Annotated in this window: 11 protein-coding genes; 2 read left to right on the top strand and 9 right to left on the bottom strand. The window is 51.7% G+C overall.

Annotated elements, in window-relative coordinates; translation table 11 throughout:
- Nucleotides 1-5335, top strand: a 5335-nt coding sequence (locus B3007_RS02185) for a LysM peptidoglycan-binding domain-containing protein (RefSeq protein WP_301390850.1), incomplete at its 5' end; no start/stop codon positions are given.
- A gap of 135 nt (nucleotides 5336-5470) precedes the next feature.
- Here the strand turns inward: B3007_RS02185 and B3007_RS02180 are convergent.
- The 6 genes from B3007_RS02180 to B3007_RS02155 form a co-directional block, all read right to left on the bottom strand.
- Nucleotides 5471-5854: a RidA family protein gene (locus tag B3007_RS02180; RefSeq protein WP_068436673.1), complete on the bottom strand. Its 384-nt coding sequence runs from the start codon at nucleotides 5852-5854 to the stop codon at nucleotides 5471-5473.
- A gap of 29 nt (nucleotides 5855-5883) precedes the next feature.
- A complete protein-coding gene (gene spoT, locus B3007_RS02175) occupies nucleotides 5884-8016 on the bottom strand; it encodes a bifunctional GTP diphosphokinase/guanosine-3',5'-bis pyrophosphate 3'-pyrophosphohydrolase (protein WP_068436675.1) in 2133 nt (710 codons plus the stop codon).
- 24 nt (nucleotides 8017-8040) lie between these two features.
- Entirely contained in the window at nucleotides 8041-8301 is a 261-nt protein-coding gene (gene rpoZ, locus B3007_RS02170; RefSeq protein WP_068436292.1) for a DNA-directed RNA polymerase subunit omega, read from the bottom strand.
- A gap of 85 nt (nucleotides 8302-8386) precedes the next feature.
- On the bottom strand, nucleotides 8387-9016 hold the full coding sequence (gmk, locus tag B3007_RS02165) for a guanylate kinase (protein WP_068436678.1): 630 nt from the start codon (nucleotides 9014-9016) through the stop codon (nucleotides 8387-8389).
- 40 nt (nucleotides 9017-9056) lie between these two features.
- Nucleotides 9057-9857, bottom strand: coding sequence for a DODA-type extradiol aromatic ring-opening family dioxygenase (locus B3007_RS02160; protein ID WP_068436679.1), 801 nt, complete (start codon nucleotides 9855-9857; stop codon nucleotides 9057-9059).
- Between the two features lie 46 nt (nucleotides 9858-9903).
- Nucleotides 9904-10368 carry a DoxX family protein gene (locus B3007_RS02155; protein ID WP_068439749.1) on the bottom strand — a complete coding sequence of 155 codons (465 nt, stop codon included), beginning with the start codon at nucleotides 10366-10368 and terminating at the stop codon, nucleotides 9904-9906.
- Nucleotides 10369-10520: 152 nt separating this feature from the next.
- On the opposite strand from B3007_RS02155, the gene B3007_RS02150 reads away from it, so the two are divergent.
- Nucleotides 10521-11405: a LysR family transcriptional regulator gene (locus tag B3007_RS02150; RefSeq protein ID WP_301376688.1), complete on the top strand. Its 885-nt coding sequence runs from the start codon at nucleotides 10521-10523 to the stop codon at nucleotides 11403-11405.
- A 24-nt stretch (nucleotides 11406-11429) separates the two neighbouring features.
- Here the strand turns inward: B3007_RS02150 and B3007_RS02145 are convergent, their stop codons facing one another.
- The 3 genes from B3007_RS02145 to B3007_RS02135 all read right to left on the bottom strand — a co-directional run bounded on the left by B3007_RS02145 (nucleotide 11430) and on the right by B3007_RS02135 (nucleotide 15582).
- Complete coding sequence (locus B3007_RS02145; RefSeq protein WP_301391275.1) at nucleotides 11430-12281, bottom strand: YicC/YloC family endoribonuclease; 852 nt, start codon at nucleotides 12279-12281, stop codon at nucleotides 11430-11432.
- Between the two features lie 203 nt (nucleotides 12282-12484).
- Nucleotides 12485-14416: an Ig-like domain-containing protein gene (locus B3007_RS02140; protein WP_301376686.1), complete on the bottom strand. Its 1932-nt coding sequence runs from the start codon at nucleotides 14414-14416 to the stop codon at nucleotides 12485-12487.
- A 14-nt stretch (nucleotides 14417-14430) separates the two neighbouring features.
- Complete coding sequence (locus B3007_RS02135; protein ID WP_301376685.1) at nucleotides 14431-15582, bottom strand: OmpA family protein; 1152 nt, start codon at nucleotides 15580-15582, stop codon at nucleotides 14431-14433.
- Between the last annotated feature and the right edge of the window lie 236 nt (nucleotides 15583-15818).

Here is a 15818-nt window from a genome sequence, read left to right as displayed (position 1 = left end):
CGCCCTGATGACTCAGCAGATTGCGTTTACTGCAGTAGAAAATCTCGATCTGGCGAGCGGTGCGCTGGTTGGTAGTGATGCAGCTGACACCTTCGCAGTCACCGGTTCTGCTTTGACAGCCAATGCAATCACTGTAACCAGTGCAGCGTCTGGCATTAATGCAGGTAGCGGTGATGACGAAGTCACTGTTAATGATGCCAGTTCAGCACTTACTGGCACTGACAACGCGCTGGACACAGCCGTTTATCAGTTCACCTCGATTGAAAGTGCAGACCTCACCTCTAAGGCTCTGACGGGTACTTCTGGTGTCGATACGTTTGATGTGACTGGGGCTAATGCTCTTACTTCAGCGGATATTGATTTCAGTAATGTTGCCTCTGTCGATGCCGGCAATGGTGATGACAAGGTTAATACGAATGGGGCGACTCTTGTCAGTGACACAGGCGTGGCTGTTGATAACGCCCTGATGACTCAGCAGATTGCATTTACTGCGGTAGAAAATATGGATCTGGCGAACGGTGCACTGGTTGGTAGTAATGCAGCTGACACCTTCGCAGTAACCGGTTCTGCTTTGACAGCCAATGCAATCACTGTAGCCAATGCAGCTTCAGCAATTGACGCAGGTAACGGTGATGACGCAATCACTGTTAACGATACCAACTCAACATTAACTGGCTCGGACAATGAGCTCGATACCGCCAACTACGCGTTCTCGTCGGTTGAAACGGTAGACCTGGCTGATAATGCACTGACCGGTACGGCGAATGCAGACACCTTTGACGTCACGGGTACTAACGCGCTGACCTCTGCAGGAATTAACTTCAGTAACGTTGAAGTCGTCAACGCAGATGACGGTGCTGACCAGGTAAATACCGATGGTGCTGACGCGTCTTTGTTCGCCGAGCTGGGTGATGCCGTTGATTACGCGCTCGAAACTCTGGGCATCACTTTCCGTGAAACAGAAAATGCAGATTTGAATGGCGGCACACTTGCGGGTAGCTCTGAAGCAGACAGCTTCGAAGTAACCGGTTCTGCTCTGACGGCTAATGCTATCAGCGTGACCAATGCAGCCACAGCAATCGATGCTGGTACTGGCGATGATGCAATGACGGTTAATGATGCCAACTCAACGTTGACGGGTGCGGACAATGCACTGAACACAGCGAACTATGAGTTCACATCGATTGAAGTTGCAGACCTGCAAAGCAATGCCCTGACGGGTACCGCTGGTGTCGATACCTTCGACGTGACGGGCGCTAACGCTCTGACATCTGCGGATATCGATTTCACCAACGTTGCGTCAGTAGATGCCAACGACGGTGATGACCAGGTTAATACCAACGGTGCGACTCTGGTCAGTGATACAGGCGTGGCTGTTGATAACGCCCTGACGACTCAGCAGATTGCATTTACTTCGGTAGAAAATCTGGATTTGACGAGCGGTACGCTGACAGGCAGTGATGCAGCCGATAGCTTCGAAGTAACCGGATCTGCTCTGACGGCTAATGCCATCACTGTGACCAGTGCAGCATCTGCTATTAATGCAGGCGACGGTACTGATGTCCTGACTGTTAACGATGCTAATTCGACACTGACGGGTACTGATAACGAGCTCGACACAGCGAACTACCAGTTCACTTCGGTTGAAACGGCTGACCTCGCCGGTAATGCTCTGACGGGTACTGCAGGTGTCGATACATTTGATGTCTCAGCTCCTAATGCTCTGACCTCGGCGGATATCGACTTCACTAACGTTGCCTCAGTCGATGCCGGCAATGGTGATGACCAGGTGAATACCAATGCAGCGACTCTGGTCAGCCAGACCGATGGTGCGGGAACTGTGGCCGTTGATAATGCCCTGACGACTCAACAGATCGCCTTTACCTCGGTAGAGAATCTCGACCTGGCCAACGGTGCTCTTACCGGTAGTGATGCGGCCGACAGCTTCGAAGTGACAGGTGTAACTCTGACTGCGAATGCAATGACGGTGACCAATGCAGCGTCTGCCATTAATGCCGGCGACGGCGATGATGTTCTGATCGTGAATGATGGTAACTCAACACTCACAGGCACGGACAACGAGCTCGAGACTGCGAATTACGAGTTCTCATCGGTTGAAGTTGCAGACCTAGCTGATAACGCTCTGACCGGTACAGCGAATGCCGACACCTTTGATGTGACAGGTACGAATGCGCTGACGTCTGCAGGAATCGACTTCAGTAATGTTGAAGTCGTAAATGCAGATGACGGTGCTGACCAGGTGAATACCGATGGTGCCGATGCGTCTCTGTTTGCAGAGTTTGGAAATGCGGTGGATTATGCACTCGAAACTCTGGGTATCACCTTCCGTGAGACAGAAAATGCAGATCTGAATGGCGGAACGCTCACGGGTAGCTCAGAAGCGGATAGCTTCGAGGTAGCGGCTACTACTCTGACGGCAAATGCTATCAGCGTGACCAATGCAGCCACAGCAATCGATGCTGGTACTGGCGATGATGCAGTGACGATTAATGATGCCAACTCAACGTTGACGGGTGCAGACAATGCACTGAACACGGCAAACTATGAGTTCACCTCGATTGAAGTTGCAGACCTGCAAAGCAATGCGCTGACGGGTACCGCTGGTGCCGATACCTTCGACGTGACTGGCGCTAACGCATTGACGTCAGCAGATATCGACTTCACTAATGTTGCCTCGGTTAATGCGGAAAATGGCGATGACCAGGTCAACACCAATGGTGCGACTCTGACGAGTGAAGCAGGTACCGCGGTTGATAACGCCCTGACGACTCAACAGATCGCATTTACTTCGGTAGAGAACCTCGATCTGGCGAACGGCACGCTGATAGGCAGTGATGCGGCGGATAGCTTCGAAGTGACAGGCACTGCCCTGACTGCTAACGACATCAATGTCACTAACGCTGACTCTGCAATTAGTGCGGGGACCGGTGATGATGCTTTGACGGTTAATGATGCCAACTCAACGTTAACCGGTGCAGATAATGCACTGGATACAGCGAGCTATGAGTTTACGTCTGTCGAAATGGCTGACCTGCAAGGTAATGCTCTGACTGGAACCACAGGGGCCGATACCTTTGATGTGACGGGTAGCAATGCTCTGACCTCCGCCGGTATTGATTTTACCGACCTTGCAGCTGTCGATGCTCTGGGGGGAGATGATCAGGTGAATACCGACGGGGCTACTTTGGTGAGCGACGCAGGTACCGCGAGCGATAACGCATTAGAAACTCAGGGCATCGCATTCACGAATGTGGACTCTGTCGATCTTGCTAATGGTGCTCTTACGGCTACTGATGCAGCAGAGACCTTCAACACCGGTGCAACGTCGGGTCAGGTTGAAGTGAATGATATGACTATTACTTCGGTAGCAACCATTGATGCTGGTGACGGTAATGACTCTCTGGTCGCTGCCAATGATGCTGTGGTTGCCCTGAATGGCACCGAGCTTGGCTTGATCGCATCTGACATCGTCTTCAGCAACCTTGAAGCCGCGGGCTTGTCATCGGGAGCACTGAATGGCACCGCGGCCAACGATGAGTTTGCGTTAGTTGGGGAGAATCAGTTCTTCAGTAACGGCATCCTGTTCAGTGACGTCGCGAATGTAGATGGCGGCACGGGCACCGACAGTATCACCACATCCGCTGCGACCTCGGCGGAGCTGACGGTTACCGATAATGCCCTGGTGGCACAGTCTATCCGTTTCGATGCGATTGAATCCGCCGATCTGTCTGGCGGTACCTTGAATGATGTTGCTGCTCAGACTGAGATTTTCACGCTGGGAGACGAGTCTGCTTCTGTAAGCACTAAAGAAATTCTGTTCACCTCAGTGAGTCAGGTTTCGGCGAATACCGATGATCAGATTCAGGGTTCCACCGGCGATGATACCTTTACGATCCGCAGTGATGAGCAGGTTGCGGCTAACGACATTCTGTTCGATGGACCGCTGACACTATTGGGCTCCGACGGTGACGACACCCTGATCAATGAAATTGACGGTGTGCGTTGGGTGATTAATGCGGTTGGCAACGGTATTAACCAAGTGGGTAAGTTTACCTTCAGCCAGTTTGAATCTCTGTTCAATAATGCGGGTGATCTTGATCTCGCGACGTCGATGCAGGCTGATTTCAACGGTGAGAGTGTTTCCTTTGGTGATAACACCATGACTCTGAACTTTGATGGCTCCGAGAATGTAGAGTTGCTGTCTACTTATGGTTCAGGGACTGCTGCTCAGGCAGAGGGTGACCCAATTGCGATCACAGGTTCTGTCACTGCCGATGAATTATTGATTCTGAGCTACGGTGATATTGAACTGCGGACTGACATTAACCTGATCTCTATTGAGACGCTTAATGGCCAATCCATTGATGTCACCATGATTCAGAATGGCGACCTTGTGATTCGCAATATCGCTATCGAAGGAGGGACCCTGGTTCTTGATAGCCTGGTCGCAGGCACAGGTGCCTTGACGTCCGAGACTGTTAACACCACGGACGTGTCGGCACTCAATGCATACATTGGTACGGGTGAGTCGGGCGTAGCGGGTGCCGGTGAATGGGCGAGTATCGGTGAGACTAACAACCAGTTGACGTTCGAAGTTGCGCTCAGGCTCGACCTCGAAGCGATTACGTTCGTTAGTCCGTTCTTCCCGAACGGCGCGCCATTGGTCTACAACACTGAAGGTACAGAAACCGACTCTCTGATCAGCTCACAGTCGCCTGCGCTGGTTATCGTTGATAGCGTTGGTGACTTCTCGCAGCTGAATCCTGCGGTATTTGAAGCACTGTCTCCATTTATTGCTGATGCGAATGCTGTTGCTGGCTCAAGCGGCTACTACGCGAGCAGCGACGTACCTTCGACGTTGGATACTGAGTTGCTGGCGTCATTGCTGGCATCGTACGAGCCAACGGCCTCGGGTTCGCCGGAAGGCTATCAAGTCGGTGATGAGGAAGAAGACGAAGATGCTCAGGCGTCAGGCTCTGGTATTAACACCGATGAGGAAATCCGTGTTGCATATTCAGATACTGGCGAAGTTCTGGGTGTGGTTCAGAATTATGTCTTCAAGGCGGGTGACTCGTTGTGGAAACTTTCTGAACGCTTCCTCGGAACCGGTTACGCATGGAACTCAATTATGGAGCAGAACCCAGAGATTGAAAGTCCATCGAGCATCAAGAACGGCACTGTGATCCGGGTTATCAAGTCGGTCAGCGACGAGGTTGCTCAAGCCATTCAGAATGCCCTGGACTCTGGCCTGGGTGTGAAGAAGGGCAACACAGTGACCTTCCCGGTTGATGCAAGATCACAGCTTAATATGTGATCCTGTATCACTTGATTAGTCTGCTGCAGATTGTTTGCGGCAGGCTGATCAGGCAGTAAAAGGCAGGCAATAAAAAGCCCCGCTCTTTATGGAGCGGGGCTTTTTTATTGGAGCTGTATCGTGACTGAAAATGGTTTAAACGATTTCCAGTACACCGTCCATTTCTACGCCAACTGCTTTGGGTAATTCTTTCACGCCAATGGCTGCACGTGCAGGGTAAGGCTGCTCAAAGTATTCAGCCATGATGGCATTAACGGTGGCGAAGTTGCTCAGGTCAGTGAGAAAAATATTCAGCTTGGCGATCTGCTGTAGTGAGCCGCCGGCCGCTTCGCAAACCGCGCTCAGGTTTTTAAACACCTGGTGAATCTGAGCTTCAATACCGCCCTCCACGATTTCCATGGTTTCTGGAACCAGAGCAATCTGACCAGACAGATAGACCGTGCTGCCTACTTTAACGGCCTGAGAGTATGTACCGATGGCTTGAGGTGCTTTGTCGGTAGAAATAATTTCGCGACTCATGGTAATCCTTTGTACAGGTTAGAGTTGGGTTACTGATTAGCTTTAGGATATTTAATACGGACGATTTTCGACACGCCGCGGATCGTTCTGAGGCGGCGTATCGTACGTGCGAGGTGTTTACGGCCCTGAACACTCAGCGACAGGTAAGTAACGCTGAGGCGGGCGTCCTGCTCTTCAACACTGATTTTCTCAATGTTGGCTTCTGCCTGGTTTACTGCCGCGGCAACATCGACAATGATACCCCGGCGGTTTTCCATATAGACTTTAAGATCTACCGTAAATTCGCTGCTGATCTCTTTATCCCAGCTCAGGAATACGCACTTTTCCGGGTTGTCGCGGTATTCTTCGACGTTGCGGCAGTTTTCGGTATGAATAACCAGCCCGCGCCCGGAGCTGACATGCCCCAGAATCGGATCGCCCGGAATAGGGCTGCAGCATTTTGCGAAGCTGACGACCAGACCTTCGGTGCCTTTAATTGCCAGGCGGGAGTTATCCTGAATCGAATTCAGATCAATATCGGTATCACGATTGGCAACGAGCAAGCGGCGAGCCATCAGTGGTGCCATGCGGTTGCCTGCACCGATATCTTCAAAGAGGTCTTCGAGGGTCTCTTTTTCAGTCTCTTTCAGAACCAGTTCGACATGCGCCGCGTCGATATCTTCCATGGTCTTACCCAGCGCGCTGAGCGCTTTATTGAGCAGGCGCTTACCAAGCTCAACAGATTCAGAACGGCGCTGAGTTTTCAGGTAGTTGCGGATATTAGAGCGGGCTTTACCGGTGACAACAAAATTGAGCCATGCCGGATTGGGCTGCGCGTTCGGCGCTGTGACCACCTGAATGGTCTGGCCGTTCTGCAGGCGGGCACTCAAAGGTGCCAGCTGCTTGTCGATACGACAGGCAATACAGTGATTTCCGACATCGGTATGTACTGCATAAGCAAAATCGACCGCGGTAGAGCCTGCGGGCAATTCCATAATTTTGCCTTTCGGCGTGAACACATAAATCTCTTCGGGGAAGAGGTCGACTTTAACGTGTTCAACAAATTCGATTGGCGAACCTGCATTTTTTTGCAGTTCGAGAAGGCTCTGAACCCACTGGCGTGCACGCTGTGTGCCGCTGGTCTGGTCGCTTTCGCTCTTATAGAGCCAGTGCGCCGCAATACCATGGTTCGCCATGGCTTCCATATCTTCGGTGCGGATCTGGATCTCGATGGGCACGCCGTTCTGACCGATCAGTGTGGTATGCAGAGACTGATAACCGTTGGTCTTCGGAATGGCGATGTAATCTTTAAACCGCCCTGGCACAGGCTTATAAAGACCGTGCATGGCACCAAGAATACGATAACAGTCGTCGACTGAGTCGGTGACGATGCGGAATCCGTAGACATCCATGATGTCGCTGAGTGATTTCCGCTGGTCGCGCATCTTGCTGTAGATGCTGTACAGATGCTTCTCGCGGCCAAACACTCGCGCAGACACACCACACTCGCTGAGACGGTTACGAATGCTGGCGGTAATATTCTCTACCACCTCAACGCGATGACCGCGAGCGGCCTTCACCGCTTTGCGGATCATCTCTGAACGCATGGGGTAAATGGCTTCGAAACACAGCTCTTCCATCTCAACCCGTACACTGTTCAGACCAAGGCGGTTGGCGATTGGGGAGTAGATATCGAGTGTTTCGCGGGCAATGCGGCGGCGCTTCTCAGGCTTGAGAGATCCCAGTGTCCGAAGGTTGTGCAGTCGGTCGGCGAGTTTAACCAGAATAACGCGGATGTCTTTGGCCATCGCCATCGCCATCTTCTGGAAGTTTTCAGCCTGTTGTTCTTCTTTGCTTTCGAAGTGAATGTGCGTGAGTTTAGACACACCATCCACAAGGTCCGTGACCACGTCCCCGAACTGAGCAGCGAGCGCCGCTTTGGGTACGCCGGTATCTTCAATAACGTCGTGCAGCATCGCAGCCATCAGACTCTGATGGTCGAGGTGCATCTCAGTAAGAATATTGGCGACTGCCAGAGGATGAACAATGTAGGGCTCGCCGCTGCGGCGGCGTTGCCCTTCATGTGCCTGTTCCGCGTAAAAGTAGGCACGACATACCTGTTTGATCTGACTATGGCTCAGATACTGGGTAAGTCGCTCAGATAACGCATCAATCGTAGGCACTATATGCTCTGTAAGAAAGGTCTATCAGAATTCCTGATGACGGGTCTGTGCTTCAAACTCAGCGTTTGCACGAGCCGCTTCTTCCTGTGCTGCCATAGTTGCAGGAGTCACGAGGTCGTCAGCAATTTCACGCAGAGCCAGTACAGTAGGCTTGTCGTTTTCTTCGGCAACCATAGGTTCCGCGCCATCAACTTGCATCTGGCGGGCGCGCTTGGCAGCCAGCATGACGAGTTCAAAGCGGTTATCAACGTTTGTCAGGCAATCTTCAACGGTTACGCGAGCCATGGTTTTTCCTGTAAGCGAATTAAATTCAGTGGAACCTTCTATTGTATTCGATTCCAGCGATAAAGGAAGAGGTCAGACAAAAATCTCAGTCATTACCCAGCAGATCTTTGAGAGTCTGGGCATGTCTGGCCTGCTGTGCCTCGAGGCGGTGACGGCGCGCGATGATGATGGCGCGCAGTTCCTCAAGGGTGTTGTTGAAATCATCATTGATGATCAGATAGTCATATTCGCCGTAATGGCTCATCTCGCTGCGGGCATCGCGCATACGGCGCTGAATGGTCTCGTCGCTGTCCTGGCCACGATTCTGCAGACGTTGCTCCAGTGCCTCAATCGAGGGCGGGGCAATAAACACTGAGATCGCCTCTGGCATCAGACGGCGCACCTGCTCGGCACCCTGCCAGTCAATCTCCAGAATGACGTCACGGCCCGCTTCAAGCTCTGACTCGACCCAGCGCTGAGACGTACCGTAGTAGTTGTCGAATACCTGAGCGTGCTCAAGGAAGGCGCTCTCACCGATCAGTTGCTGAAAATCTTCTTTACTGACGAAGTGATAGTCTTTGCCATCGACCTCTCCCGGACGTGGAGCGCGAGTAGTGTGCGACACAGAGACGCCTATATATCCCGTACTGTCGAGCAGGGCCTTTACCAGGCTGGTTTTACCTGCGCCCGAAGGGGCGGAGAAGATAAACAGGGTTCCGGTAAATGATTTAGCCATGCTGATCCAGTCGTTTAAGTGTTTGGCCTGACAGTATACCTCAGGCTGTCCATGCGTACATGCCGGAAGCCTTGCCGAGAATCTTAGTCGCAATATGCTCGTCAGCAGGGCGACCGGCAATGCCGTAGCAGACATGCAGGGGCAGCAAATGCTCTTCGCGTGGATGGCAATAGCGGGCACTCGGTGCCTCAGCCCAATGCTGAAGGCGTTGCCGCCTGTCGTCTTCTGTCAGCGTTGTGCTCATGCAGGTTTCTTCCAGCCATCCCTGAAATGCCGCATTTGCAGCGTGCATATCGTTGCTCTCGGGTATAAAAAAGGCGCGCATATTATGGAAAGAAAAGCCGGAACCTATGATGAGCAGATCATCGTAATCCAGCCCTTGCAATGCTTCACCGATACGCAGGTGTTCATCCGGGTCGAGACCTTTCACCAGTGATAATTGTATGGCTGGAATATCGGCCTCCGGATACATCAGCATCAGCGGAATATACAGGCCGTGGTCGTAAGGGCGGTCCGGGCTGCTTTCCGCATGAATACCAGCATTTTGCAGGGCAGAAACTACCTTTTCTGCCAGAGCAGGTTCCCCCGGAGACGGGTATTGAAGTTGGTAAGCTTCATCCGGAAAACCACCATAGTCATACATCATGCCCGGCTGACTGGCTGAGGTCACCGTAGGGCGACTGGCTTCCCAGTGCGCACTGATTACCAGGATCGCTTTTGGCCGAGGTAGCTCTCTCGCCAGCTGTTTTAAATTGCTTACCATTTCCGCATGGCCGGGGTCACCAAGAACGGGCAGAGGGCCGCCGCCGTGGGAAATAAAAATGGTATTTACAGTACTCATAACACCTCTTTTCTCAGATCGGGATTAAGCTGGCCTTTAATTTTGTTCAGGCGAACGAGGCCTGAGTTTTCTGTTGGCGCAGCTTTTCAGAAATCAGCTGGTCAACTGACAGGCTGCCCGCACCCTGAACCACCAGAGCAATACTGATGACGAAGAGTGTCAGAGCATATTCGTAACCGTTGTTTGCCATAAAGAGTCCGTTACTGATATGCACGCTGAAGATGGCAATCAGCATAGTAAAAGTGGTCAGCAGTGCCGCAGGGCGTGTCAGTACACCCAGTACCAGAGCGAGGCCGCCGAAGAACTCTGCGCTACCGGCAAGGAGTGCCATGAGTACGCCAGGTTCAAGACCAATACTGGCCATCCACTGACCGGTGCCTTCCAGTCCGTAGCCACCAAACCAACCGAACAGCTTTTGTGAGCCGTGCGCTGCCAGAATAAGGCCAACCGGGATACGCAGGATAAAAGGAGCGAAGCCGGCATTGGATTCGAAGATTTTCTGAATGTTCATAGTATGCCCCCCTATGGAGTTCTGCTTAAGTGATGTGTGTACTTTACTGCTCGCTTCCATGTTGATTAATGGGGTTTTTGTTGTCTCATTATCAATGTTTCGTTGATAATCGTTGGCCTGCTTTATCTGTGTCGGAGAGGTCGGGATCGCATATGGATCGAATAGAGGCGATGCGCACGCTGGTCAGCGTGGTGCATGAGGGTAGCTTTACCCGGGCCGCGGAGCGTCTGGCGATGTCGCCGCAGCTGGTCAGTAAATACGTTGCGCAATTGGAGGAGCACCTTGGCGTGCGGCTTCTTAACCGCACCACGCGGCGCATTCACCTGACCGAGGCGGGAGAACGCTACGTCCAGCAGGCCCAGCAGATTCTGTCGGACATTGACGATATGGAGAGTCAGGCTGGTGACCTTCAGGCTCAGGCACGGGGCCTGCTGAGAATTGCAGCCCCCGTGTCGTTCGCGAGCCTGCATCTTGCCGAGCCGCTGGTGTTGTTCCAACGGGAGAACCCGGAAGTGGGTATCGATCTTCAGTTAAACGACCGCAAGGTGGACATCATCGACGAAGGCTTCGATGTCGCCTTGCGCATCGGGCAACTGAAAGACTCCTCGCTGGTGGCCCGAAAGCTCACAGAGATCCGTCTGGCGTACTGCGCATCACCTGAGTATCTGAAAAAATATGGCGAGCCGACATCGGTAGCAGAGTTGCCCCAGCATCGTTTTCTTCATTACAGCTACATGGAAGATGAGCAGTTGCGCCAGGCTGGGATTCAACGTGGCAATCAGTTCAGCTGCAATAACGGCGAAGTTCTGAATAATGCCGCAATTGCGGGTGCGGGCATTGTGATGCAGCCGACTTTTATCTCAGGGGCTGCACTGGCTGATGGACGCCTGGTGGAAATACTCAAACAAGAAGCACCGGAGCCCATTGCCCTGTACGCTGTGTATGCACACCGCACTTTGTTATCCAGTAAAGTGCGGGCATTTATCGATTCCCTGAGTGATTACTTTTCGGGTGTGCCGCCTTGGGATAAATCGTAAAAAGCAGTTAAAACCCGACAGTAATTACTCAATATTCTGAACCTGTTCACGCATCTGCTCGATCAGTACTTTAAGGTCAACGGCAATGCTTGTCAGTTCGGTGCGCATTGCCTTAGATGAAAGCGTATTCGCCTCACGGTTTAACTCCTGCATCATAAAATCCAGACGTCGGCCAATGGGCTCTTCACGTTGCAGAATATCCAGTACTTCATCGATATGGGTGCGCAGCCGATCGGTTTCTTCTGCAATATCGGCTTTTTGCGCGAGCAATACCATTTCCTGCTCGAGGCGTTCGGTATCCGGATTTTCGATCAACTCATTGAGTTTGTTTAACAGATGAGTGCGCTGAGCGGCAAGGGCTTCTGGTATTATTTTATCCGCTTGCTCAGAAAGATTACGTGCTTCGTCACAGCGTTGCTGTATCAGTTCTTTGAGGGAAGCACCTTCACGCTTACGTGCAATAATTAACGACTCGAGACATTCGTTGAATGAACCTAACGCGCTTTTCTGAAGCGCTTTGAGATCGGTTGTTGTGCTTTCTAATACCCCCGGCCATTGCAGAATTTTCAGCGCATCCAGCGCATTTCCCGGGCCGATCACTTCATGAACTTTATCCGCTGCATCATTCAGTGAAGCAACGAGGTCCTGATTAACCTGTAAGTTCTGCTGTTTCTGGGATGGCTGAAAGCGCAGGAATACTTCAACTTTACCGCGGTTTAATCTGGACTTAATGCACTCGCGAAGAGCTGGCTCCATATCGCGAAACTCATCAGGCAGACGAAAATGAAGTTCCAGATAGCGACTGTTTACTGAGCGGATTTCCCAGGTGATCCGGCCAGAATCTGTGTCTATAGTGCTTCTGGAGAACGCTGTCATGCTAAGGGCCATACAAACCTCGATACGGATGGTCAGGCCGTTAGTTTAGTAGTTCACTGCCAAATACACGAGGGGATGGTGCCTGGTCTGCTCGAGTAAACAAAACTAAAGCGTACAAAACGAAAGCACATAAAAAAGGGGGCCGAAGCCCCCGAGTGTGGAGTGGGGCTTCCCTGGCCCCGAGGTGCTGGGCTTAGCCCAATTCAGTCTGTGCACAACAGACGAATACTGCATAAGCCGTCAAATAATGGCTCAAGACCTGTGTCTGAAAGTGCATCAATAAGTTCACCGCCCACCTGTAATAATCCGAGATCGAGATTCGGATCGGTCAGTGCGCCAGCTTTCAGCAAATCCTCTGAGATCACAGTCAGAGTGAGCAATTTACCTGCTTCAACCGTAGCCAGTGACGTCTTGAGAATTTCAACATCAACTAACCGGGTAATATCCTCCTGATTGGTCAGTGAACCCAGAACAGGTAGCTGACCGATTTGATTCAGCAGGTCAACGAGCGGCTCTTCGAGTGCTTCTGGCAGAGGCAGGCCACTGTCATCCAGAACCTGAATATCGACCAGTCCACCTTCGCTGAAGACAAGCTCACCAACCGTCAGGAAGGACTGAGCCAGCGCCGCTGGGTCGCCGTTAGCCAGTGCGTCGGCAAAAGCTTGCTGAACGCCTTCGCTGAAGCTACCGAAGCCTATGTTTACTGACAGAGTACATGCGGCTTCTGTACCTGTAGCGTTGCCCTTTGGATCACAAACAGCGATCAGTACTGAGCTGAACTCAGTCAGTCTTTCCGGGGTCAGTTCGCCATCTACTAACAGTGGGAAGATCTCCAGAATAACGAGGTCGTAGTCACCCGAATTAAAGGCTTCGAGCAGATCGAAATTCTGAGGGTCATCTGCAAACTGGGTAAGCAGATCCTGTAGCTGCGCCAATATCGACGAGTCGAGGAGGTCCGCAAAGTTGTCGAGGTCGCCAAGATCTTCTTCAGACAGACCAGTCAGGGCGAGCAGTTCCTCTGAGCCTGCAGCAATCAATGCAGCCAGGGTTAATGGCAGCTCGAACAGAGCCTGAGGATCGGTTGGCACACCGCTGTCTCCCCCTTCATTGCCGCCCTCATCACCGGGCTCTTCTGTACCATTTTCAACAATAGTAAGAAGGTTTCCGGCAAGATCTTCGAGTGCAGCTTGCAGGTCACCTAATGGATTGTCGCCAGATCCACCACCGAGTATTCCTTCAATGACTGCAGTCAGGCTCTCTGTACGGAAGATATTTGTGCTGACTGCTGCGAGTGGATTACCACTGAGGTCTTCAATATTGGTATTAATTTCCAACAGGTAAAAGCTTTCACCATTCAGCGGTTCACTCGGGGTAAATAGCACCCGGCTCCCATCGAATGAGAAATCACCTTCAATTTTGCCGCTACCTGGAATTGGCGAACCTTCACTGTCGACAGGGATAACATAAATGCTGTCGAAGTTTACGGTGCTACTGTCGAGCGGCTCTGAGAAATCAATAACCAGAGTAATATCGACAGGTAATAATCCCATTAAATCTGGTGTTGAAACCAATATTTCAGGGGCCGTTGTATCCTCATCTTCCTGCCCACCGGTAGTGAAGTCAGAGGATGCATCTGTCCCTATCGCGATATTTTCGCTGCAGGCAGCCGAAATACCCGCGCCGATATTAACAGTGTAAAGAGTGTCCTCTTCCAGGCCGCTGACAGGATTGATGAGCAGCGCATTGCCATTCACAGACAGGCTGGCATCAATTGAGCCTGCGGTACCACCTGAGAGGAAAGCAGACGTTGCATCAACAGAGTCTTCATCCAGATCCGTGTTAAAGGTCACCCGGACACTCGTTGCTATAGAAACATTTTCAGCAGCATTGGCCGGAATGAATTCTGTAACCTCGAACTGGCTCTCCCCTGAGCACACAGGGTCGACGGTGCCAGGTGCGCCGTTGTCATCACCGTTACCTACGGCTCCGTCGGTCTGGTCTGAACCCACCGGATCGGTAATGGCGGAGTCGTTACTTCCCAGTCGGCCTTCTGAATCTGAACCGTTGCCGCCACACGCGGTCAGAACGACTGCAGCCAGCAAGGTTAGTGAGGTTTTAAAATCAGGCTTTTTCATAAGTATCTCCGGTTTTATTCAGGCTGGCGCAGAACCAGTTCCACTCGGCGGTTCTCAGCGCGCCCTTCGGGCGTGTCGTTAGTGGCGACGGGTGCAGTTTCGCCCATACCCTGAGAGTTAATTCGGGTTAACGAGATGTCGTATTCCGCTGACAGTACTTTTCCGACAGCACTGGCGCGGGCATCCGAAAGTTGCATGTTGTAGCTTGCTGAACCGCGGCTGTCCGTATGGCCGAACACCTGGAGTTCTGTTGAAGGGTATTCCTTCATCAAGCGAGCAATATTCTCAAGTTCTTTGACGGATTCCTGTGGCACGGCAGAGCTATTGCTCGGGAAGGCGATATAAAGATTTTCCCGCACTTCTACAGTCAGTTTCTCTGCGCAGCCCTGAGCGTCTACTTTTGCTCCTTGCGGTGTATCTGGGCAGGCATCATCTTTGTCGAGGACGCCATCCATATCAGAGTCTTTTTCTTCACATCCGGTCGCGTCAACGACGGCACCTGCTGGCGTATTCGGGCATTGATCGTCACCGTCAACGACGCCATCGTTGTCACTATCGAGAACCACAGGCTCTATTGATTTGGGGTAGCTGCGACCGAAAAGGACCGATACACCCAGAAACGGTTGGAAATCGAGATAAGTATCCTGAAGTTCACCAATCGCACGTATGCCTGCTTCAGCAATAAAGCGTTGATCGAATATCAGTTTCTGCAAGCCAGCTTCAGCGAAGAGGGCGTTTTCGCTGACTTCGTTGCTGCCAATTAAGGTATTCGATGCGATGTCGTAATTACTGTATTTATAGCCGCCGCCAGCGAATGCCCGCCAATCACCATAATGAAACGCAGTCGGGTGAACCCTGAGGCCGACGGAGTAAGATTCCACATCAATGTCAGCATCTGATTCGGTGGTTTCGCTCTCTGCCATAGCTGCCTGGGCATACAGGCTCAGTAGAGAGTTGTACTGGTGTGCGAGGTTGATTCCGTAGCCGTGGAAATCCGTGATGTTATCGTCGGTATCCTCAGTACGACCCTCAGCGATGAGGGTGTAGTTGTACTCGAGGCCCAGGCTGGTGTAGCTCTCTGGCCATTCATGTTCGTGGTCATCCGCTATTGCCATTGAGGGCATCAGAGTGATGGCGCAAATAAGTGCTGTTTTTTGTATATCCATAGTCAGAACTCAAATTGTTCATAAGTTGCGTGCTGTCGATGGCATAGAAAACTCAGATATGGCGATGTCGACGTTTCACGTTGTTTGTAACACTCCTGCTGAAGGAGGTGTCCTGAGTGGAATATATCGTTGCGAACTATGGCGATATGTTTGTTTGTGTTATCGAAGGTGAGAGATTGTTATTTAAAAATTGAGAGATTTATTAGTAGTTGCTGAATTCATTGCACTAATTACAG

The sequence above is a fragment of the Thalassolituus sp. UBA675 genome (assembly GCF_002297765.1).
In the GTDB taxonomy this organism is placed as follows: Bacteria; Pseudomonadota; Gammaproteobacteria; order Pseudomonadales; family Oceanobacteraceae; genus Thalassolituus.
Note: the sequence above shows the minus strand (reverse complement) of the source record. Positions and strands in the feature narration are given on the sequence as shown.

Coding starts and splice junctions, on each gene's coding strand:
- B3007_RS02140 (WP_301376686.1), bottom strand. CDS start 14,416: ATGAAAAAGCCTGATTTTAAAACCTCACTAACCTTGCTGGCTGCAGTC.
- B3007_RS02145 (WP_301391275.1), bottom strand. CDS start 12,281: ATGACAGCGTTCTCCAGAAGCACTATAGACACAGATTCTGGCCGGATC.
- B3007_RS02135 (WP_301376685.1), bottom strand. CDS start 15,582: ATGGATATACAAAAAACAGCACTTATTTGCGCCATCACTCTGATGCCC.
- B3007_RS02150 (WP_301376688.1), top strand. CDS start 10,521: ATGGATCGAATAGAGGCGATGCGCACGCTGGTCAGCGTGGTGCATGAG.
- rpoZ (WP_068436292.1), bottom strand. CDS start 8,301: ATGGCTCGCGTAACCGTTGAAGATTGCCTGACAAACGTTGATAACCGC.
- B3007_RS02160 (WP_068436679.1), bottom strand. CDS start 9,857: ATGAGTACTGTAAATACCATTTTTATTTCCCACGGCGGCGGCCCTCTG.
- gmk (WP_068436678.1), bottom strand. CDS start 9,016: ATGGCTAAATCATTTACCGGAACCCTGTTTATCTTCTCCGCCCCTTCG.
- B3007_RS02155 (WP_068439749.1), bottom strand. CDS start 10,368: ATGAACATTCAGAAAATCTTCGAATCCAATGCCGGCTTCGCTCCTTTT.
- B3007_RS02180 (WP_068436673.1), bottom strand. CDS start 5,854: ATGAGTCGCGAAATTATTTCTACCGACAAAGCACCTCAAGCCATCGGT.